The 21,738-nt window shown below is 41.1% G+C and carries 17 protein-coding genes; 11 read left to right on the forward strand and 6 right to left on the reverse strand.

The window, feature by feature from the left end; translation table 11 throughout:
* The first annotated feature begins 117 nt into the window (after positions 1-117).
* Complete coding sequence (locus BP74_RS09670) at positions 118-318, forward strand: hypothetical protein (protein WP_496373504.1); 201 nt, start codon at positions 118-120, stop codon at positions 316-318.
* Between the two features lie 4 nt (positions 319-322).
* Here BP74_RS09670 and BP74_RS09675 read toward each other — a convergent pair whose 3' ends face one another.
* Complete coding sequence (locus BP74_RS09675) at positions 323-544, reverse strand: hypothetical protein (protein WP_496373506.1); 222 nt, start codon at positions 542-544, stop codon at positions 323-325.
* A gap of 114 nt (positions 545-658) precedes the next feature.
* Between BP74_RS09675 and BP74_RS09680 the strand changes: the two genes are divergently transcribed.
* The gene (locus tag BP74_RS09680; RefSeq protein ID WP_496373508.1) at positions 659-970 is read left to right on the forward strand and encodes an HPF/RaiA family ribosome-associated protein; all 312 of its coding nucleotides are present in this window, start codon (positions 659-661) and stop codon (positions 968-970) included.
* Positions 971-1,061: 91 nt separating this feature from the next.
* Positions 1,062-1,799 (forward strand): EcsC family protein, encoded by a 738-nt coding sequence (locus tag BP74_RS09685; protein WP_496373510.1) that lies wholly within the window; start codon positions 1,062-1,064, stop codon positions 1,797-1,799.
* Here BP74_RS09685 and BP74_RS09690 read toward each other — a convergent pair.
* The 4 genes from BP74_RS09690 to BP74_RS09705 all read right to left on the reverse strand — a co-directional run bounded on the left by BP74_RS09690 (position 1,782) and on the right by BP74_RS09705 (position 5,597).
* Positions 1,782-2,447 (reverse strand): DUF92 domain-containing protein, encoded by a 666-nt coding sequence (locus BP74_RS09690; RefSeq protein ID WP_496373512.1) that lies wholly within the window; start codon positions 2,445-2,447, stop codon positions 1,782-1,784. The two genes, BP74_RS09685 and BP74_RS09690, sit on opposite strands and share 18 nt — an antisense overlap.
* A gap of 622 nt (positions 2,448-3,069) precedes the next feature.
* On the reverse strand, positions 3,070-4,050 hold the full coding sequence (locus tag BP74_RS09695) for an MlaD family protein (protein WP_496373514.1): 981 nt from the start codon (positions 4,048-4,050) through the stop codon (positions 3,070-3,072).
* Between the two features lie 3 nt (positions 4,051-4,053).
* A complete protein-coding gene (locus tag BP74_RS09700) occupies positions 4,054-4,827 on the reverse strand; it encodes an ABC transporter ATP-binding protein (RefSeq protein WP_496373516.1) in 774 nt (257 codons plus the stop codon).
* Positions 4,827-5,597 carry an MlaE family ABC transporter permease gene (locus tag BP74_RS09705; protein WP_496373518.1) on the reverse strand — a complete coding sequence of 257 codons (771 nt, stop codon included), beginning with the start codon at positions 5,595-5,597 and terminating at the stop codon, positions 4,827-4,829. The genes BP74_RS09700 and BP74_RS09705 overlap by 1 nt, the downstream gene beginning before the upstream one ends.
* 372 nt (positions 5,598-5,969) lie before the next feature.
* Between BP74_RS09705 and BP74_RS09710 the strand changes: the two genes are divergently transcribed.
* The 7 genes from BP74_RS09710 (at position 5,970) to BP74_RS09740 (ending at position 16,929) form a co-directional block, all read left to right on the forward strand.
* Positions 5,970-7,451, forward strand: a complete 1,482-nt coding sequence (locus BP74_RS09710) for a glycoside hydrolase family 30 protein (RefSeq protein ID WP_496373520.1) — start codon at positions 5,970-5,972, stop codon at positions 7,449-7,451.
* Positions 7,452-7,488: 37 nt separating this feature from the next.
* Positions 7,489-8,958 (forward strand): glycoside hydrolase family 30 protein, encoded by a 1,470-nt coding sequence (locus BP74_RS09715; RefSeq protein ID WP_496373522.1) that lies wholly within the window; start codon positions 7,489-7,491, stop codon positions 8,956-8,958.
* A 156-nt stretch (positions 8,959-9,114) separates the two neighbouring features.
* Entirely contained in the window at positions 9,115-9,687 is a 573-nt protein-coding gene (locus BP74_RS09720) for an RNA polymerase sigma-70 factor (RefSeq protein ID WP_496373524.1), read from the forward strand.
* Positions 9,688-9,750: 63 nt separating this feature from the next.
* Positions 9,751-10,839 carry a FecR family protein gene (locus BP74_RS09725; protein ID WP_496373526.1) on the forward strand — a complete coding sequence of 363 codons (1,089 nt, stop codon included), beginning with the start codon at positions 9,751-9,753 and terminating at the stop codon, positions 10,837-10,839.
* 93 nt (positions 10,840-10,932) lie between these two features.
* Positions 10,933-14,355 (forward strand): SusC/RagA family TonB-linked outer membrane protein, encoded by a 3,423-nt coding sequence (locus tag BP74_RS09730; RefSeq protein WP_496373528.1) that lies wholly within the window; start codon positions 10,933-10,935, stop codon positions 14,353-14,355.
* An 18-nt stretch (positions 14,356-14,373) separates the two neighbouring features.
* Positions 14,374-15,957: a RagB/SusD family nutrient uptake outer membrane protein gene (locus tag BP74_RS09735; protein WP_496373530.1), complete on the forward strand. Its 1,584-nt coding sequence runs from the start codon at positions 14,374-14,376 to the stop codon at positions 15,955-15,957.
* Between the two features lie 72 nt (positions 15,958-16,029).
* Entirely contained in the window at positions 16,030-16,929 is a 900-nt protein-coding gene (locus BP74_RS09740; RefSeq protein WP_496373532.1) for a LamG domain-containing protein, read from the forward strand.
* A gap of 125 nt (positions 16,930-17,054) precedes the next feature.
* On the opposite strand, the gene BP74_RS09745 is transcribed toward BP74_RS09740, so the two are convergent.
* Positions 17,055-18,284 carry a multiheme c-type cytochrome gene (locus tag BP74_RS09745; RefSeq protein ID WP_496373534.1) on the reverse strand — a complete coding sequence of 410 codons (1,230 nt, stop codon included), beginning with the start codon at positions 18,282-18,284 and terminating at the stop codon, positions 17,055-17,057.
* A gap of 155 nt (positions 18,285-18,439) precedes the next feature.
* On the opposite strand from BP74_RS09745, the gene BP74_RS09750 reads away from it, so the two are divergent.
* A complete protein-coding gene (locus tag BP74_RS09750; RefSeq protein WP_496373536.1) occupies positions 18,440-21,736 on the forward strand; it encodes a VCBS repeat-containing protein in 3,297 nt (1,098 codons plus the stop codon).
* The last annotated feature ends 2 nt before the right edge of the window (positions 21,737-21,738 follow it).

The raw sequence follows: 21,738 nt of genomic DNA on the forward strand, positions 1-21,738 counted from the left end.
TAAAACCTGTTTATTTACCTTCTTCGTGTAAATACTAAGGAAAACTACCTAAATAGGATAGAAAATTTTTATGTATTTTATACGAGATTTATATATTGCAATCCGAAACCTTCCTCTATGAATTTTGATGCTTTAGTAAATGGAGAATTGTATTCTTTCTATTTTATAAAAGAAACTACAGTGCTTGTTTCTTCTTCACAGGCAGAATATATTTTGTACAAAAAGAAACAATGGCATTGCGCCGACCAGATTCCTGCAAACCTCTTGAACATGCTTGGATCAGCCATTGAAGACCATGCAAAGGCATCAGCTCACTAATGTTCTACAAATATTTATAAACTGATTTTTTATATTCGGCAAGTTCTTCGAGAGTTGAAAATTCATCGAATTTTTGAAGACTACCATTTGACTTCCTTACCAATAGAACTTTTTCCCCATTAACGATTGTACTTTTTGCACGTTCAAAAATGGTGTTCAGTTCATTTACATTGCTAATAGTTTGTAATTCTTCTATTTTCGAAACGTCTATTATATATTCCTGCATTACAACTCCCGGTTTTAATTAATGCGGCAAATTTATTGCCCAAATACGTCTTACCTTTCCATGTGCTAATAATTATCATGGTATGATAATGGTACAACTCTAAAAAAAACAATTATGGATGTAATCATACAATCGCTTGGATTTAAAGCGGGAGAACAACTGGAATCTTACATTAAAGAAAAGCTGGAAAAATTAAGCCCAAATGATCATATAGTCAGGGCCAATGTCACCCTCTTTTTGGGACCTGATAAAGCCACTCCAAATACTTATTGCGAAATAAGATTGGAAGTTCCGGGAAATGATCTTTTTATAAAGGAAAATAGTACAGAATTTGAGCAATCTATTGACGCTGCTGTCAATAAGTTGCAGGCCATGATGAGAAAGGCTAAAGAAAAACAGCAGGATCAATGGCAGGGGAAAGCATAGGTAATCATCTGAAGAAAAGCAAGACCTCTACCAGTAGAGGTCTTGCTTTATAGATCTGGTGCATAAAGAATTAAATTTAAAATACCTGGTCATGAGTTATGAAGCCCTTGTTTATAAGGAATTGAAATCATGGCAATGTGAAATGGTAAGCAGCCCAACTTTCTTCAATAAGATCTCTAAAAAGATCCAGGTGAAGATGAACAGTTTTATACCTGAAAAAATCCACCAGGTAATTACTGCCACCATAAAACAAATGATCAGGGGTGTATTATTTGGTGCCGGGCAAATCACCCGGCGGTCCTCCTGTATTTCAGATCTGCAGGCAACAGAAGAAGCAGTTGAAAAGCTCATTCGCAATTATAAACACACTGCTTCCGTAGAAGGGGGTGTTACCGGCGCCGGCGGTATACTCATGGGACTTGCAGACTTTCCATTATTACTGGCTATTAAGATCAAGATGCTTTTTGATATTGCCAGCCTGTATGGATTTGATGTACAGGACTATAAAGAGCGGGTTTACCTGCTTCATATTTTCCAGCTAGCCTTTAGCAGCCATGAACATCGGAAACATGTATACCTGGAAATGAACGACTGGGAAAGACAAAAGGAATTGTTGCCAGATGATATTAACCAGTTTGACTGGCGCAATTTTCAACTGGAATACCGGGATTATATTGACCTGGCCAAAATGGCGCAATTGGTTCCGGGCATTGGTGCCGTGGTAGGCGTGGTTGTGAATTATAAGCTGGTTAAAAAACTGGGGCATACAGCTATGAATGCTTACCGGATGCGTATCTTTCAAAAACAGGCTTTATTGGATATTCAATAAAAGAAACATGACCAGTGCACCCGCCAGGGTGTTGATAAAATTTACAAGATCATTAGGCATCAGGTGACGACGCTCCAAGGTGGCTCCTAAAACGGAATCCATCAAATTGCCGACAGTACCGGCAATAATGATCCAAATAAAATACACCCCCCAGCCATAGCCAACAGAAGTTACCATGGCTACCAATAAACTTCCGCAAATACCTATCAGGGTACCTTCAACACTGATCACCCCATCCAATCCCCGTGTATCTCTCCTAAAGCTCAGAATATTATAAAAACGGGAACCATATACACTCCCCAACTCTGAAGAGAGCGTGTCTGCGGTAGCAGAAGAAAATACACCGGCAATCATCAATGTCAACAGGTTTGCTTTTTCGGGGTAAATGATGGCCAGCAAAGCCAGGATGCCTGCCATACCACCATTAGCCAGTACCTGGCTGGCAGTTCTACGCCCCTTATTTCTTTCTGCGATCTTCCAGGTTTCTTTTTGATTGCGCTTCCATGTGGTAGCCAGTGTACCCAGTAAAAAGAAAAAGGCCATCAACAACAATCCAAGCCAACCGGTACCAATGAAGATCAATAATCCCAGTACGATGCCTGTTAAACCTGCTGCAATGGTTAATTTTCCTGTCCATATACTGATCAAAGCACCGCTTGTTAAGAGTATTAGCAGGATTATATATTGTAATAACACGCGGCAAACTAAAACTTATATCTGTTTGCTACAAAGAAAGCTCTGAAAACCTGCCTATCGACTCCCGGCTTCCGGCTAGTATGCACCGCCTTTGAGCCGTGTATGAGCCGCCTTTGAACCGCCTTTGAACCGCCCCTTTAAAGAGACGGCACAATGACGGCATATACCCATGATATATCAGGACACTACGCGTAATAATTTCGGAGTACAGAAGAACCTGGCAGGACTCAAGGTAATTTCTAAAGTCCAGGAAATGGAATATGTTTTAATGTTGAAGTATTCCGCAGGATGCAGCGGGGGAATTTCTAAGGTATAAGTAGTGGACATAATTTTAGCAAATAGAAGAATACCAAAAAAAGGCAAAACTCAATAACCAAATTTCCAGGAATTTATTAGAAAGCAAGATTTACTGGAATCCTGCACCCCATCTTCGCCAGTCATTACCAATAAATAATTTGCATTATCATCCGCCCAATGTTACAGGCCCAAAGTCCTTTAGAGATACTAAGGGATAAGTTTTCGCCTTCTTGTTAACCTCTCAACCTGTTATCTTACGAACTCTATACTCCCTCAATTACAGCTTGCCCTGTGCCTTCTTTTTGAAGAATCCGCGCAATAAAAAATTGTGCTGCAAGGCTTCCATATTTTCATCAAGCTTTTGGGTACTTGACTGCAGATTTTTGATGGTTTCTTTTATAGATGCAGCTGACTGTTCGTCATTGAGCAATACTCCAGCCGGTGTATTGGTCTTTTTAAGGCCTGACTGCAGGTCCTGGCTTACATTATTGATGGTAAGCATGACTTCATTAGCTTTCCTTGTCATTTCTTCAATCTGTGTTACACTGGTTTTCAACCTGGAGAATAATACGGTGTCGGTGATCAGGTCATTGGTTAGGGTGCCGGGCTTTTGAAGATTAGCAGCATAAGAGGTGAACTGGTTCGTCAATCTCTCTGCATTTACTGAAGCTCTTTTTAATACGGCCATTGTATTATTGAGATCATTGGCCAGTGATTCTTCTTTCAACAATTTGCCAATAGTTCCTTCTCCATTTGCCATACGACGGCTTACTTCTTTAAAATCTGTAGTTATAGCCAAAATGTTTTTGTTATTGGACTGGAGGGTGCTCATCATGTCATCTACACTGGCGGTTTTCTCCACATGCAGCACATCTCCGGATTGTACGGGAGCAGCCTGCGGTGTGCCACCATACAGCACAATGATCTTATTGCCAATCAATCCATCGGAACCCACTTTGGCAAAGGCATCTTTATGAATGAATTGGGTGGTGTTTTCTTCAATGCTTATAGCAACATCAACTGTACCCGTCTTATTAAATGAAATACTCTTCACAGTTCCTATTTTGACCCCGGAATACCATACATTGCTTCCTTTTTGCAGGCCGTTCACATCATCAAAAACCGCAGAAAGGTCAATGGTGCTGGCAAAGGTCTTCCGCTGGCCTCCCAGTGTGAGCACTCCCACTATGAAAATGACAAGGGCGACGAATATAAAAATACCTACCAATACGCTTCTTGTATTTTTAGTTGATCTCATTTCTTATTGTATAAAATTGTATTCGTAAAAACTATTGATCCGTTCATCACCCGAATCAAATATGGAATCAAAAGAACCGACCTTGACAAACTGGCCATCTAGCATCATGGCGATCCTGTCCCCTGTAGCTTTGGCGCAGGTAAGGTCGTGCGTGATAATAATGGAACTGGTATGAAACCTTTCCTGTACAGCCACGATAAGGTTATTGATCTCTGTACTGGTAATTGGATCCAGGCCAGCTGTAGGTTCATCATACAACATGATCTGCGGTTGCATGATAAGTGTGCGGGCTATACCGATCCTTTTGCGCTGACCTCCTGAAAGCTCAGATGGCATCTGGTTAATTGATTGCAATAGTCCTACAGCGTCCAACACTCTTTCAATAGCTTTATTCAGATCCTTCTTTGCCAGGTGGTGAGAATTTTTTATCAATGGAAACTCCAGGTTTTCCCTGACGGTCATACTATCGTACAAGGCGCTGTTCTGGAAAGAGAAGCCCAGTTTCATGCGCAGTTCCCTTAGTTTCTTTTCATTCAGTGAAGGCACATCATAGCCCAAAACATCCACTGTTCCACTGTCGGGCTTCAACAGGCCTGCGATCATCTTGATCAGGACAGACTTACCTGTTCCGGATCTTCCCAGCACCACAACATTCTCGCCTTTGTATACTGTAAGGTCTATACCTTTTAAAACATCATTATCACCAAAGGACTTATAGAGATCTTTAATAGTAATGACCGGGGTATTATAATCAATATGACCTTTTACTTTTTGCATTACCGTATCCAGTTTACCATTTGAATAATCGCCATTTCTTCTATAAAGATCAGGAACATTGAAACGACTACCGCCATGTTAGCTGCCTTTCCCACACCTTCAGTTCCCTGGGTGGTATTATACCCCTTAAAGCAGCCTACCAGGGAAATAGTGAATCCATAGATCACAGAACGAAACAGGGTGGAAGCAAAATCAAGGAAGGTGATCTTTTGGAATGCATTCTGGAAAAAAGTAAGAAGGGTAATATTTTCATGTGAATGGATATCGATGTATGAACCCATAAGTGAAACAAAAGCAGCATACATCATCAATAATGGAATGCAAAGTGAAGTAGCCACTATTCGTGTTACTACAAGAAACTTAAATGCATTTACACCTGATACATCCATCGCATCTATTTGCTCGGTCACTTTCATGGATCCCAATTCAGCTCCGATTCCTGACCCAACCTTACCTGCACAGATCAATGCTGTTACCAATGGAGCCAAAGATTTTATCACTGCTATGCCTACCAGAGATGGCAACCAGGATGTAGCACCGAATTCAGCCAGTGAAGGCCGTGATTGCTTGGTAAAAACCAACCCGGTGATAAAGCCTGTGACTGTTATCAATGCTACGGAGCGAACGCCCACATTATAGCATTGTTTGATCATTTCGTTGAACTCAAAGGGTGGCTTGAATACTTCCTTAAAAAACCGAACAACAAACCCAAAGACATCATTGACATCTGTGAAAAAACTATCTACTTTTTTTGAAATGACATATTTCATTCGGAAACCAGTTCGTTATAGAGCGATTTTCAATACTGTTTACAGGTTCATCATTATTCCCTTTGGATTAATATTGGCTTGATCTTAAGCGGCGCAAAAATAAGGTATCAGCGGCGTACCTAAATTAGAATGAGATCATAAATCATGCATTATCGTAGAACTACGCCACCCGTTCCATGTAATATACTATATCCTTCCCAGCCGATGATAGTGCATCCATATGCATTTTATGGAGGAGGCTTAGGGGTAGTATCCCAATTAATTGTCTATATAACCGGTGATCTTAATTCTTTCTCAGCTAATTTTGGAGAGGCACCTGGTTATATTACCCGGAGTCCTGGCTTTTATACCTCAATTATTAAATAAACTTCCTTGAAACGTATCATTCCTGCCATCCGGTTTTTATTTATATCCTGTCTTTTCCTGGTCATTTGCGGATCGAGTTGTAACAAAAGCACAAGCGGAGGTGGAACACCAACTCCAACGCCTGTGCCAACTCCTGATCCCCCTAATCCGCCTGCTCCTGGTGTCAATGAGGTTGATTTCTGGTTAACAAAAGGTGATCAAACGGCATTGTTACAAAAGCAAAGCACCATCCTGGGTTTTGGAACCGTGGCTAATAATGATCCCTTTATTGATGTGGACACTACCTCAACCTTTCAAACTATTGATGGCTTTGGCTATACACTAACCAGTGGCAGCGCCATGGTAATAAATGCTTTGGATGCCTCCACCAAAGCAGCCCTATTAAAAGAACTTTTTGGTAATGAAGCAAATTCTATAGGTATTAGTTATTTAAGGATAAGCATTGGTGCTTCTGACCTCAGCGCTTCTGTATATACTTATGATGACATACCTGCAGGACAAACAGATCTGCCATTGGCTAATTTTTCATTAGCTCCGGATATGAACCAGCTGATCCCTTTATTAAAGGAAATTCTGGCTATAAATCCTGCTATCAAGATCCTGGCAACTCCATGGACATCGCCAGTGTGGATGAAGGATAATGGAAGCAGCGTTGGTGGCAGCCTGAAACCTGAATACTATAATGTATATGCACAGTATTTTATAAAATACATTCAACAAATGAAGGCACAGGGCATCACTATCAATGCCATAACGCCTCAAAATGAACCCCTTAACCCAGGCAATAATCCAAGTTTGAGTATGACGGCTGACCAGCAGCTGGTATTTATTAAAGATCATTTAGGCCCTGCATTTCAAACTGCCGGCATTGCTACAAAGATCATCACCTATGATCATAACTGCGACAGGCCGGACTATCCTTTAACTATGCTCAATGATCCGGCAGCCAAGGCATTTATTGACGGCTCCGCGTTCCACCTGTATGCAGGCGACATCAGCGCTCTTTCCCAGGTAAGGAATGCCCATCCTGATAAGAATATCTATTTCACAGAGCAATACACAGCCTCTAATGGCGATTTTGGAGGAGACCTTAAATGGCATTTGAAAAATGTGATCATAGGATCCATGCGCAACTGGAGCAGGACGGCACTGGAGTGGAATCTTGCGAACAACGCCTCCTTTGAACCACACACTCCGGGTGGGTGCAACACCTGTAAGGGAGCTTTAACCATTACTACTTCTGTTTTCCGGAATGTAGCATATTATATAGTGGCACATGCTTCCAAATTTGTTCCTGCTGGCTCTGTGAGAATTGGCAGTAATATTACAGGCAGTTTGCAAAATGTTGCCTTTAAAACACCTGCAGGTAAAAAAGTATTAATAGTAGAAAATGATGGCAGCACAGCACAGGGTTTTAAGATCCGTGCTGGCAATAAATGGGTTATCACCTCTTTGCCTGCTGGCGCGGTCGGTACCTATATTTGGTAATTTTAATGTCCTACTTATTACGTCTAAACAAAGTATAATGAAACAAATCTTATTGGCAGCATCTGTTGTTACGCTATTTGCCTGTTCGGAAAAGAAAGCAAAAGTGCTTTCATCCAATACAACTATTCCCACTAAATCCCCTGTGGGAAAATCTATTGTGGTTTATACCACTGCAGATACAGCCAATTACCGGCTGACTCCAACAGATACCCTGCAATTTTCAGATTTTGGACAACCCATGGAAACTCAACCCTGCGTTTTTATTGATCCATCTAAAACCTTTCAGACTATCCTGGGAATTGGCGGAGCACTTACTGATGCATCTGCAGAAACATTTGCCTTGCTTTCGAAAGAAAAACAACAGGAATTTTTAAAGGCTTACTATAGCCCTACTTCTGGCATAGGTTATACTTTGGCAAGGACCAATATTCATAGCTGCGATTTTTCAAGTGGCAGTTATACATATATCACGGAAGGCGACAGGGACCTAAAATCATTCAATATTGATCACGATAAAAAGTTCAGGATTCCATTTATCAAACAGGCCATAGCAGCGGCGGGTGGTAAATTGACCTTATATGCCTCCCCCTGGAGTCCGCCTGCTTTTATGAAAGACAACAACGACATGCTTCATGGTGGCAGCCTGAAACCAGATTTTTACCAGCCCTGGGCTAACTATTTTGTAAAATTCATCAACGCCTATGAGAAAGAAGGCATCCCGGTATGGGGTGTTACCATTCAAAATGAGCCAATGGCCAAGCAAACCTGGGAATCCTGCAAATTCACTGCAGAAGAAGAAACCAACTTCTTAAAAAATAACCTGGGTCCTACTTTAGCCAAAGCAGGACTAAGCAGTAAAAAGATCATTGCCTGGGATCATAACCGCGATTTGATCTACCAGCGCGCCAGTACCTTATTAAATGATCCGGCTGCAGCAAAATACGCCTGGGGAATAGGTTTCCATTGGTACGAAGACTGGAGTGGCGGCGACCAGGTTTTTGAAAATGTCAAAAAGGTATCTGAAAGCTTCCCTGGCAAGAACCTGCTTTTTACGGAAGGATGTAATGATAAATTCACAGCTGCCAGGTTAAAAGATTGGAGCCTTGGAGAGCGGTATGGGCGTTCCATGATCAATGATTTTAATAATAATACTGTTGGCTGGACAGACTGGAATGTATTACTGGATGAAAAAGGCGGGCCTAACCATGTGGGCAACTTCTGCTTTGCGCCTATTCATGCTGATTCCAAAACAGGACAGCTGATCTATACCAATTCCTATTATTATATCGGACATTTTTCAAAGTTTGTCCGCCCTGGTGCCAGGCGCATTGAAAGCGCTTCCAGCCGGAGCCCTCTTCTTACTACAGCCTTTATCAATCCTGATGGAAAAATAGCCGTAGTTGTGATGAACAATACCAGCAAGGATATGCCATTTCATTTGTGGATGGGTGGAAAGGCAGCTGAAACCAAAAGCCTGGCTCACTCCATAATGACCCTCGTTTTTTAAGGGAATAGTTATATTGTATTAATATTACACATTGATTTTTAATAATATAGAAGGGTTTGCCTGGAATAGGGCAAACCCTGTTTTTTTTGATTTAAAACAAAATCTTAAAGACTTCTTTGGTTTTTTTAACATAGATTTGGGTATCGACTGCTATACATGATTGGTACTACACTGCTGGAAAAACTGCTAAACAGGATTGCCCTTTATGACGATGCCCTCGCCTATAAGGAACTATTTTCCATCTATCATTTAAAATTGATCCGTTTTTCATCCCTGATCACCAAATCAAAAGAGGCCGCAGAAGAAGTAGTATCCGATGTATTTCTAAAGATCTGGAATACCCGTTCTACACTTTCAAGGGTAGAAAATTTTCATTTATACATATATATTATCACTAAGAACCAATCTATTAACTGTCTCACCAGGTTAAAAAGAAACAGGTCATTTTCTATTGACGATACCGATGTGGAATTAAAAAGTATCTACCTGGACCCAGAGCAATTAATGATCACATCAGAAATGCATAAGCGTCTGAACCTGGCTATCAATGCATTACCACCTAAGTGCAAGTTGATCTTTAAGTTAATAAAGGAAGATGGATTAAAATATAAGGAAGTGGCCCAGTTGCTTAACCTTTCACAGAAAACTGTGGAAAATCAAATGACCATTGCCTTACGGAAGATCGGTGAATCTATCCAGCTGGAGGTATCGAGAACATCATTGAATTAAAAAAAGCCCTGGCCCTTAGGGGTAAAAGGGATATTTATTGTCTATTGCTTACACTGCCTGCTAATGACTGAGAACAGATATTGGAACCTGCTTGCCAAAAAACTGGCCGGAGATGCCGGGGTGGAAGAATTACAGGAACTGGAAAGTCTTGTAAAATCTCATCCTGAATGGCATTATTCCACTGAGTTTATTGAAAATATCTGGAAATCAAAGGCAGAGGATTCCAACTCGTATGATTCAGAGATAGCTTTTGAACTTCATCTTGACAATTTAAAAAAGAATGGAGTCTACATTGATCATACTGAACCTCTCCCCACTCCCTTCTCTTCACCTGGTTTACACAGTAGATCTTATAAAAAAATCTGGGCATTAGCACTGACAGCAATATGTATAATGGCTGTTGTGCTCTGGACCCGGTTTTATACATCCCCCTCTTCAACTGTTTCTTCCCAGGAAAAAGCCTTTAGCGAGGTTTCAACCCGATTTGGATCTAAAACAAGAATGGTTCTTCCTGACAGTTCTGTTGTATGGCTAAATGCGGGCAGCAAGTTGACCTACAATGAACATTTTGGGATTACCAATCGCAACACTACACTAACCGGGGAAGCTTATTTTGATGTAAAAAAGAGTTCGATCCCTTTTACCATTATGGCCAATGGCCTTCATATTAAGGTGCTGGGAACAGCTTTTAATGTAAGGTCTTATCCGGATGAGAAAAAAACGGAGACCAGCCTTATCAGGGGCCGTGTGGAAGTAACTCACGATAAAAGACCTGGCGAGATATTCATATTAAAGCCTAATGAAAAGCTGGTCATTGCCAATGAACCGGAAGAACAAAAGCAGGAGCCTTTACAAAAGACAGAACCCAAGGTTATATTAAGCTCGCTGACCCATACTCCTGATAACACGATAGTTGAAACTTCATGGGTGGATAACAAACTGGTCTTCCAGGATGAAAGTTTTGAAGAAGTAGCCAAGAGAATGGAAAAATGGTATAATATCCGGATCAATATAAAGGATGAACAACTAGCCCAGATTCGGTTGGGAGGAACATTTGAAAATGAAAATATCAGGCAGGCGCTGGATGCATTGCGGATAGCAGCACCTTTTAACTATACTATAAATGAGAATACAATACTGATAACACGCTAAACTGACTGCTTATGAAGGACAATACATCTTAATGGACAATGAATTACAAGGAAGGAAGATCAACAATTAACTTATCACTTATAATGACATAGTATGAAAAAAAAGAGACACACGACTTATCTACAACATCCCAACCTTTCAAACATGGGCCGGATTATGAAAATGATGTGTGCATTTATGCTGTTTTTCAGCCTGCATGTATCAGCTGGAGGCTTTACCCCTGACAAGGTGACTTTAAATCTGCAATCTGCAGATCTGAAAAAAGTGCTGACAGAGATCCAGAAGAAAACGACTTATCGATTCTTGTACAACCAGGCACTTATTGATAATAAAAAGGTAGATGTACATGTAAAGGATGCCGAGGTACCAGCCGTTTTAAATACCATTTTCGACGGAATGGGAATTGGTTACAAGATCATGGACAATAATCTTATTGTATTAAAACCTTCTGCAAACGGAGTAAAAATAGAAGTTCAGGATATAAGAATTACCGGAAAGGTTACGGGACAGAATGGTGAAGGCCTGGCTGGTGTATCCATTTCTGTAAAAGGGACTACTGTTGGAACTGTATCTGATGCAGGTGGTAACTATTCATTAAGTGTGCCTGACAATAGCTCTACCCTGGTATTTTCTTCTGTGGGCTATGATGCTGTAGAAGAAGCCATCAACGGCAGAACAACGATCAATGTTTCACTCAATTCTTCAAGAAATGCCCTTGATGAAATTGTGGTAATTGGATACGGTACAGCCAGCAAAAGAGACCTTACAGGTTCAATAGTTAAGATTTCAGGAAAGGATGTAGCTGACAAACCTAATTCCAACCCTATTTCATCTTTACAGGGTAAAGTAGCAGGTTTATCAGTTGTTAACTCTGGTACACCTGGACAAGCTCCGGATATACGTATCCGTGGTACAATAAGTATCGGGCAGGTGCACCCACTGTATGTGGTAGATGGTATCTTACAGGATAATATTGACTATCTGAATCCAAATGACATTGAGTCCATTGAAGTGTTGAAAGATCCTTCTTCTCTTGCGATCTTTGGAGTAAGAGGCGCCACTGGAGTCATTGCTATTACCACGAAAAAAGCAAGAGCTGGCCAGGTAGTTGTCAATTTTAATACTAATTATGGCTTTAAGAAGCTTGTTGACAAGATAAAAATGGCCGATGCTGAACAATTTAAAACACTGTTCGCACAGGAAAACCTGAATAATGGTGTTGTTGATCCATTTGACTATGGTCCTTTAAATGCCAATACCAATTGGATTGATGCAGTAACAAGGACAGGAAAGTTCAGTAACAATAATTTGAGCATTTCCGGAGGATCAGACAGGAATAAATTCAATTTTGGTTTAGGCTATATATATGATGAAGGCTTGATCGTTCATGAAAAACTGGATCGCCTGGTGCTTTCCTTAGGTGATGAATTCAAGATCAGTAATGTCTTCAAAATTGGTGTAAACCTGAATGCTACAAGGCAGAATAATCCTTATGATGCAACCTGGGTATTAGATGCAGCCAGGAAGGTGATGCCTCAGGTATCAGCTGGCACCAAATCATTTAAAGTTAGAAACCCTTATGGTGGAGACACCATCACCCAGAATTTATATTCATTGCTTGATGTAGGCCTGCAAAATTCAGGAGTAATCAATCCCCTGTTGCAGGTTGAAAATACCTGGGATAAAACAAAGGGTGTGGAATACCGATCTGTAGGAAGTGTATTCGGTGAAGTGAGCTTCCTGAAAAATTTCATTTGGAGATCGACTTTCTATGCTGACATGAGTACAGCAAACAGGCGCACTTATACACCAAGGTATTATGGCTATAATCCAAGAACAAATGAAGTGGAATTATACAGCCAAACAACTGGTGTAAGTGAAAGTGATCAGAACTGGAGAAAATTCCAACAGGATCATTTATTGACCTTTAAAAAGAATATAGGCGCGCATGGAATTACAGCTACCGGTGGTTTTACAACTTATTATTTTGGAAATTTCAACCGCTATGCAAGTTCAAGCCAACCTGACCAAAATGCAGCCCCTATTCCTAATGATCCAAGATTCTGGTATGTTACTAATGGTTTTGAGAACTCCGGAAGCACTTCTTCAAGTTCAGGCCAAAGTGAATACACCACTGTTTCCTACCTGGCAAGGGTACTGTATAACTACCAGAACAGGTATTTCCTGAATGGATCTTTCAGGGATGATGCTTCTTCCAGGATTCCTGAAAAGAATCGCCACCAGCAATTTTGGGCCATTGGCGCCGCATGGGATTTGACCAAAGAAAGCTTTATGGCAGATCAGCGGTTCTTCGACTTTTTGAAAATAAAGGGATCTATGGGTGTTTTAGGAAACCAATCAGCATCTACATTGGATGGTAGTACATTGAACTACCCATTTTATCCCAATCTCAGAACAGGTACTGCTGCTAATTTTGGAACCGTGATGCATGCCGCAGCTGATCCTGCCTATATTCCAAACCCAGATTTGAAATGGGAAACTGTAAATGCCAAAGAGATAGGATTTGAATTGAACGCTTTCCAAAACCGTTTGCATTTTGAAGCCAATTATTTCACCAGGACTACCAATAATTTGATGACCTATGTGAGCAGGTCCACTATTGGACAGCCAGATGAATTGGTAAATGGTGGCAAGATCAGGAACTGGGGTGAAGAATTAACTGCTAACTGGAACCAAAATGTTTCTAAAGATTTCAATGTTACTTTGGGTGGAAATATCACTTTCCTGAAAAATAAAGTGATCAGCCTTGCTGAAGATATCCCAACTGGCGTATTGATCAGGGGATTTCAGAATAACGGAAGTGCAGAAGCCAGAACATTACCTGGATTCCCCATAGGTTCATTCTTTGGTTATGTTGTTGATGGTATCTACCAAAGCAATGCAGACATCCAGAAATCACCTGACGCCTCTTCATTAGGTGCACATAGACCTGGAGATTTCAAATTTAAAGATGTGAATGGCGATGGCAAGATCACCTCTGACGATCGTACCGTAATTGGTAATCCTACACCGGATTTCACCTATGGCGCCTCAGTTAATTTCAATTACAAAGGTTTAAGTCTTGGAATTGATGTAAATGGCGTTTATGGAAACGAGATCTTCAGAACATGGGGATCATTGGAATCACCTTTCCAGAGAGTAAATTATGCAGCGTTCCAGATCGATGCATGGCACGGACCAGGTACATCAAACTGGGTACCATTAGTTAGCCAGGCAGATCGTTTCAATTATAATGGATCAACTTACAATATTGAAGATGGTAGTTACTTCCGTATCCGTAATGTTCAGCTGGGCTATAGTTTTGGGAGAAGTACAATTTCGAGGTTAAAAATGACCAACCTGCGAATTTATGCTAACGTTCAAAACTTAAAGACCTTCAAGCATAATAATGGATACACTGCAGAATATGGTGGAGACGCAACAGGTTTTGGCTTTGACAATGCTGGCGGTGCTTTACCAATGGTTGGAACTATTGGTCTGAATGTTACTTTTTAAAATTCTAATTCTAATTGCATGAAAAAAAATAAAATAATATTCTGGAGTTTGTTGGCTGCTATTCCAATGTTAATAGCAGTAGCCGGATGTAAAAAGTTCCTGGATCGTAAGCCGCTGACAGCGACTTTGCAGGATTTTAACCAGGGAGCTTTGGAAGGACAGGTGCTGGGCATGTATTCCAACCTCAGAACGCTGGCAGGCTTTTCTCTGCTTCCATGGATCGATTTTCACAGTATTCGTGATGATGATGCCCAAAAAGGCAGTGATAATACGGATGGTAATGAAGTGATCACAGAATTTGATACCTATCAGTACACCAAGGATGATTGGGCCCCCAATACCTATTGGAATGACCACTATGCCATGATCAACCTGGCGAATGAAGCATTATACACTGCGATTGACTCCTTAAAAGTTACCGATGCAGCCTCCTTAAGAAATGTGGGAGAGGCTTGTTTCTTCAGGGCCTATTCTTACTTTGAACTGGTAAAAACTTATGGAGATGTTCCATTGATCAACTTCAAGATAAAGTCAGCGGCACAGGGTATTGTCCCTAAATCACCTGCTTCCAGGATCTATGAATTCATAGATTCCAACTTGCAGGCAGCCGTTAGTTTATTACCATTATCATCCTCTGAATATGGTGCCGGATATGATGGCCGTTTAACTAAGGGTGCAGCCAATACTTTATGGGCGCAGACCTATTTATTCCGCCAAAACTGGGCCAGGGTAGCCGCCCTTTGCACTGAAGTAAAGGCTTCCAACCAGTATTCCCTGATGCCCAATTTTTCAGACATCTGGAGAACTGAGGGAGAAAACGGACCTGAATCCATATTTGAAATGCAGGCCTATGTTGGACCCGGAGCTGCTACCAATTCTGCAGTAGATTTCGGATCTGATTGGGGAACCAGTCAACAGGTTCGCCGTAATGGTGGGCCAATCGAATGGAACCTTGGTTGGGGATGGAATACACCCACAGATAAATTGGTAAGCGACTGGCCAACTGATGATCCACGAAAACAACAGACCATTCTATTTTCCGGCCAAAGTGATGGTGGCCGAGACCTGGGTGGATTTGGTGCTACTGTTCCTGCTTTTTCCAATCCTGCAGGAACCGGAGGTTTGGCACAGAAATACTGGAATAAAAAACTGTATACTGGAAATGACCCATCCATACGGCAATCAACTGGTTATATTAACGCCAGTGGTGCTGCCCGGTGGATCAATCACCGCATTTTACGCTATGCAGATGTTATCCTGATGTTGGCAGAAGCAGATAATGAACTGGGAAATGGAGCAGCTGCAGCTGAAAACCTGGAATTGATTCGAAACAGGGCAAGTGGCAATAAGGGTCCTTCTCGTACTATTGTACCAAAGATCGACTTTGTTAACCAGGCACAAATGCGCCAGGCTATTAAGGATGAAAGGCGTTGGGAATTTGCTATGGAAGGATACCGCTTCTATGACCTGGTGCGTTGGGGTGATGCAGATGCCGTTCTTGGCCCATTGGGTTATACGCATCGTGCAAGATTCTACCCCATACCTCAAAAGGCAATTGACCTTTCTGGTGGAGTATTAAAACAAAACCCTGAATGGCCGTAAAAAATTGGGAATGCTTATACAGCTCATTGTATAAGCATTCCCTGATATTTTAATTCAATAAAAGATTGTATTATGAATTTGACACTTAAAATAGCTAAAAGGGCTTTAGGGGTGGTGTTGGTTGGTTTAGCATTTTCTGCCTGCCAGAAAATGCAAAGGCCTGAACTGAAAGAATTAATTTTAGACCCTCCGCCTCCTCCCTATTCTGATCTTAAAAGTTTTTGGTCTTTCGAAAATAACCTGACAGACGCAGGAGAAAACAAATTGACCGCAACTCAAAAAAATGTAACCTACGTTGCAGGCATCAACGGTCAAGCTGCCAAAATTGGGTCTGGTGGATACATCTTGCTTAAAGCAACAGGGGATACGGTTGTCTACCAAAATGGTTATAAAGGTTTACCTGCGGATACGCTTAAAAACTTAGGCAGTTATACCCTTTCATTCTGGATGAACGGTGTTGGGCCAGTAAAAGATGGAGCCCAGGGATTGTTCTCTATTTCCAACAAAAATGAATTCTGGGGCAACCTGGATTTATTCCTGGAAAACGATGACAATGCAGCTGATCCATCTGAGGCATTCCTGAAAGTTCATATGTTCAATGCTTCTGTTAGCAGCGGAAACGGAGAACAATGGAATGAAGTGAAAATTCCTGGAGTTTTAAATAAATGGTCTCATATAGCCGTTACTTATAATGCTGCTACATCTCAATTCAGCATATTTGCCAATGGGCAACCCACTTCTATCCATAATAAAGCTTTAACTGACGGCAGCAAGCCTTACGGGAAATTAAAGTTCAAAGATTTTAATGGTATGGTACTGGGAACTTACCAGTTTCAAACCGATCCTAGTTTGACCAATCATGGACCTGAAGGTTGGGCAAGATCTTTCAATGGAGCATTAGATCAATTCAGGATATATAACAGGGCACTTTCTGATGCCGAGATCCTGGATCTGTTTACTACTAAAAAATAATCTATTGTAACACTAAGGCTGTCATTGTTGATACCAACAATGACAGCCTTTTTTTATTGAATACTTTTAAAAACTTACGGGTTAACCCACATTCTACAGAGCTTTTTTCCCTTATTATTTTGCTCTTACTTTTTGTTCTTGAAAGCAGACAGCAATTTTTTTGTTTCATCAGGATAGATACTGACATAATGGGACCGTATCATTGCTGCAACCGGCTGCTCTTCGCCTTGTAATCTTACCGCAATAGCTTTGGAAGGTTGCAATGGCATATGGCAATCGATACAATTAGAGGTAATATTTGGACCAATGGTCTTTGTAAGTTTGCAGGTAGTTCCATGATCCTTATTATGACAGTCCATACACCGTTGCGAGAATAATGCTGTTTGACCTTTTTCCTTTTGGTGTGTATTGTGACAGGTATTACAGGTAAGTGTCTGGGTCATTCTAAAACATTTGCTTGCGCGCATCAACCCATACTGGTTTCCATGCACATCGATATTCTCAGGTTTGGGCGCTGAGGTATCAACCTGGTAAAAATCTGACAACCTATCTCCTACCTTAAAACTAAAGGAAGGTTGTGTTTTTTGAAGCCGTCCACCATGACAGGAAGCACAAAGGTCAAGGTTTTGCTGCCTGGTTAATGCAATTGGATTAATAATGAATTGGGCTTTCTTTTCATTTGGGTGCGACGATTGAAAGTCCACATGTTGAGCTGCTGGTCCATGGCATTTTTCGCAATCAACGCCCAATATCATCCTTGAAGAATCAAATTGTTCGGGTTCCACCCCAGGTTCAGATATCGTTTTGGCAAATGTAGCATGACACTCCAAACAACGGGAAGTAATAACCCGGTTGAACACGACCTTATCCGGAAATCCGGGGCTATTGGACCATGTATCAGCCGCAGTAAAGTAGGTAATGGGTAATTGAAACAATTTATGATCCGACCAATATAAAAAGCTTTGTCCCATGGTGCCCGAGCCAACAACCATATCAAAACGTTTGGCTTTTTTTTGCTGGTCCCTATAATATTCCACCTGGTAAAACCCATCATTCCTTTTTTCCATGGCTACTACGACACTAGCATTGAAATAATAGGCATTCTTTCCTGTCTCAAAACTACCCCTGATAAATTCGGCGGTTGCAGGCCGGGTGGTTAAATAATGTGCTGTCTTTATATGTTTATCATAAATGTCTTTATGACATCCTGCGCAGGACGCGGAACCGGCAAATTTTTCGCCGGAGGTATTTTGAATAACAGTTGGCGATTCATCCTTTTTCCCTGTGCAATTTGTGATCAGGACAACACTGGTTACCATAGTTCCTACTATGATAGCAGTACGGGGATATCTCATAAGTCTTTTAAAAGTAAAAGGATAGGTTGCCATAATATTCTTAAGTAAATTTACAAGCTAATGTTATAATCCGTAAGCTCCAAAGCCTTCGGTGCCATTGATAAAATATCGTGTATCTTTTGTTTGCTAATTCCGGACGTATAAAAAATTTTATTATGCCTTTGAAAGGCCTCTCCTTTACAACATGTATTGCCTGTATTTTATTACTAGTTTCCTGCGGCAAAAAAAATACTTTATTTACAAGCCTTACTCCTTCTAAAACTAATGTTCATTTTGCCAACAACCTTGAGAAACGCGATTTGTTTAGCATTTTGTATTATCTCTATTATTACAATGGAGGTGGAGTAGCAACCGGTGACATCAATAATGACGGCTTGCCTGATATTTATTTTACTGCTAACAGTAAAGGCCATAATAAGCTCTATCTCAATAAAGGGAATTTCCAATTTGAAGATATTACAGATAAGGCGGGGGTGGCAGGTACTTCGGACTGGTGCAGCGGCGTAACCATGGCAGATGTAAATGGCGACGGTTATCTGGATATTTATGTTTCAGCAGTTGCCAATCACCATGGTCTCAAGGGGCGAAACGAATTATTTATTAATAATGGCAATGGAAGTTTTACGGAAAGCGCCGCCAGCTACGGTTTAGATTTTTCAGGTTTTACCACGCAGGCAGCTTTCTTTGACTATGACCACGATGGCGATTTGGATTGTTATCTTTTGAACCAATCGCACCAGCCAAACCAGAATATTGTAGATACTATTAATAGAAGGAAGTTTGACAAATATGCCGGTGACAGGCTGTATCGTAATGACAGGAATACCCCTGCCGGAAAGTTCACAGAAGTTTCAGCCAGCGCAGGCATTTACCAAAGCAGTCTTGGATATGGCCTGGGAATAGCCGTTGCGGATATGAATAATGACGGGTGGGATGATATATATATAGGCAATGATTTTCACGAAAACGATTATTACTATATCAATAATGGCAATGGCAGTTTTACCGAAAGTGGTGCAAAGGTCTTCAACCATTATTCAAGGTTCAGCATGGGCAATGATATTGCTGACTATAACAACGATGGACAACCTGACCTGGTAACTGTAGATATGTTACCAAATGATGAAAAGGTTTTAAAAACCTATGGAAGTGATGAAAATGCTGATATCTACAAGTTGAAGATCGTTCGTAACGGTTACCAATACCAGTATTCAAAGAATTGTTTGCAACGAAACAACGGGAATGGATCAAGTTTTAGCGAAACAGCACTCTTAAGTGGCATGTCAGCCACAGACTGGAGCTGGTGTCCCCTATTTGCAGATTTTGATAATGATGGATCAAAGGATCTCTTCATATCAAGCGGCATCGTCAAAAGACCGGTTGACCTGGACTATGTGAAGTTTGTTTCCAACCTGTACATGCATAAAGCACTAAATACTTCTGACAAGTATGATGACATGGCCCTGGAAAAAATGCCTGACGGGAGCTCACATCCTTTTTTGTTTAAAGGAGATGGACAGAACTATTTCAAAGATGTGAGTGATGACTGGGGAACGGGCAAAATGAAAGGTTATTATAATGGTGCCTCCTATGCCGATCTTGACAATGATGGGAACTTGGACCTGGTAATGAATTGCATTGATGCCCCTGCCGTGATTTTGAAAAATATGGCACCACGGAAGAACTACATTTCCCTGTCCTTACAAGGAGAAGGATTGAATAAGATGGGTGTAGGCGCCAAGGCCTATGTTTTTGCCAATGGCAAAATGCAATACCAGCAATTAATGCCTACCCGTGGCTTTCAATCCAGTTCGGACACCAGGTTGCACTTCGGTCTTGATTCGACCACGATAATAGATAGCATACTGCTAGTTTGGCCTGATCAGAAATGGCAGGTGATTAAGAAAATAAAACCTGATCAGCTTCTGCGGGTTCAGCAAAAAGAAGCTTCTGGTCATTTTGAATACAATAACTTTTTCCCTCCCCCCCCTTCCTATTTGTTTCCTGTTACAGGACTGGTTTCAACCTGGCAACATAAGGAAAATGAGTTTGAGGATTATAATGTACAATACCTGATTCCCCATGCAGAATCTACCCGGGGCCCTAAGATAGCAGTGGCCGATGTGAATGGCGATGGCCTTGATGATATGTTTGCCTGTGGCGCAAAAGGACAACCCGGAACATTGCTCTTACAAAGACCTGGTGGATCATTCATAGCAAGTGATACAGCAGTATTTAAACAGGATGCAGCAAGTGAGGATGTGGATGCCCTGTTTTTTGATGCCAATGGTGATAAAAAGCCGGACCTCTACGTCGTAAGCGGGGGTAATGAATATGCAGGTAATGATCCTGCATTACTGGACCGGTTATACATTAACGATGGTAAAGGTCATTTTACACGGTCTGCAAATGCTCTGCCCCTGTTATTCCAGAATAAATCATGCGTCAGTGCAGCAGACATTGATCATGATGGGGATATGGACCTGTTTGTAGGTAACCTGGCAAACCCAAAAGCTTATGGTGTACCTCAAACATCAGAACTCCTTTTAAATGATGGAATGGGCAATTTTAAAGTAGCTGATGATGGCATCATGAATTTGCTGAATATCGGGATGGTCACAACTGCCAGCTTCACTGATATCAATCGTGATGGGTGGAGTGACCTCATAGTTGCGGGAGAATGGATGCCTATAACTGTATTTACCAATAAAAATGGAAAGTTTGTAAAAAGTGTAATACCCCACTCTACTGGTTGGTGGCAAACTTTGTTTGCAGATGACGTGAATGGTGATGGTAAAACAGACATCCTTGCTGGTAATTGGGGATGGAATAACAAGTTTGAAGATGGGAAAAACAGCCCGGTAAAATTGTATGTAGCTGATTTCGATAAAAATGGTCAAACCGACCAGCTATTATCTTATACAAAAAATGGTATAGAATATCCATTTCTTGCCAAAGACGAGATGGAAAAGGCTTTGCCTGTATTGAAAAAACACTACCTTTTATATGCTGATTATGCCGGCCTTCCAATGAAGGATGCTTTTTATGGCTTTGCAGAAACCGTCAAGCCTTTGGAAGCAGAAAGGCTTGGATCAGCCATTTGTTATGGGGATGTCACTGGGGGCTTCACAATAAATGACCTGCCTGCATCATTGCAGTTAGCACCCATTTTTAGCTTTCAAAAGATCAATCTGCCTATTATTAAAAATGGCTACCTGGCTGGTGGCAACTTTTTTGATGTTATTCCTTATGAAGGACGTTATGATGCACAGGCGTTAGCCTTATTTAGTTTTGGCAAAGAACAGGTACACTATTACAACGAACCAAATATTGCAGGATTGAAAGAACAGGTAAGAGATATTCAATGGCTGAAAACTGGCGCAGGTCCTGTTTTAGTAGTAGCTGGCAATAATGCTCCCTTATTATTTTATGGTTTGACAAAACCTAAATGAGC

It is taken from the genome of Flavisolibacter ginsengiterrae DSM 18136 (assembly GCF_059568575.1).

What these genes read in the sequence shown, in the direction of transcription:
- BP74_RS09725 (WP_496373526.1), top strand. Translation starts at nt 9,751, where the DNA reads ATGACTGAGAACAGATATTGGAACCTGCTTGCCAAAAAACTGGCCGGA.
- BP74_RS09740 (WP_496373532.1), top strand. Translation starts at nt 16,030, where the DNA reads ATGAATTTGACACTTAAAATAGCTAAAAGGGCTTTAGGGGTGGTGTTG.
- BP74_RS09745 (WP_496373534.1), bottom strand. Translation starts at nt 18,284, where the DNA reads ATGAGATATCCCCGTACTGCTATCATAGTAGGAACTATGGTAACCAGT.
- BP74_RS09670 (WP_496373504.1), top strand. Translation starts at nt 118, where the DNA reads ATGAATTTTGATGCTTTAGTAAATGGAGAATTGTATTCTTTCTATTTT.
- BP74_RS09750 (WP_496373536.1), top strand. Translation starts at nt 18,440, where the DNA reads ATGCCTTTGAAAGGCCTCTCCTTTACAACATGTATTGCCTGTATTTTA.
- BP74_RS09720 (WP_496373524.1), top strand. Translation starts at nt 9,115, where the DNA reads ATGATTGGTACTACACTGCTGGAAAAACTGCTAAACAGGATTGCCCTT.
- BP74_RS09735 (WP_496373530.1), top strand. Translation starts at nt 14,374, where the DNA reads ATGAAAAAAAATAAAATAATATTCTGGAGTTTGTTGGCTGCTATTCCA.
- BP74_RS09685 (WP_496373510.1), top strand. Translation starts at nt 1,062, where the DNA reads ATGAGTTATGAAGCCCTTGTTTATAAGGAATTGAAATCATGGCAATGT.
- BP74_RS09680 (WP_496373508.1), top strand. Translation starts at nt 659, where the DNA reads ATGGATGTAATCATACAATCGCTTGGATTTAAAGCGGGAGAACAACTG.
- BP74_RS09700 (WP_496373516.1), bottom strand. Translation starts at nt 4,827, where the DNA reads ATGCAAAAAGTAAAAGGTCATATTGATTATAATACCCCGGTCATTACT.
- BP74_RS09695 (WP_496373514.1), bottom strand. Translation starts at nt 4,050, where the DNA reads ATGAGATCAACTAAAAATACAAGAAGCGTATTGGTAGGTATTTTTATA.
- BP74_RS09730 (WP_496373528.1), top strand. Translation starts at nt 10,933, where the DNA reads ATGAAAAAAAAGAGACACACGACTTATCTACAACATCCCAACCTTTCA.
- BP74_RS09675 (WP_496373506.1), bottom strand. Translation starts at nt 544, where the DNA reads ATGCAGGAATATATAATAGACGTTTCGAAAATAGAAGAATTACAAACT.
- BP74_RS09715 (WP_496373522.1), top strand. Translation starts at nt 7,489, where the DNA reads ATGAAACAAATCTTATTGGCAGCATCTGTTGTTACGCTATTTGCCTGT.
- BP74_RS09705 (WP_496373518.1), bottom strand. Translation starts at nt 5,597, where the DNA reads ATGAAATATGTCATTTCAAAAAAAGTAGATAGTTTTTTCACAGATGTC.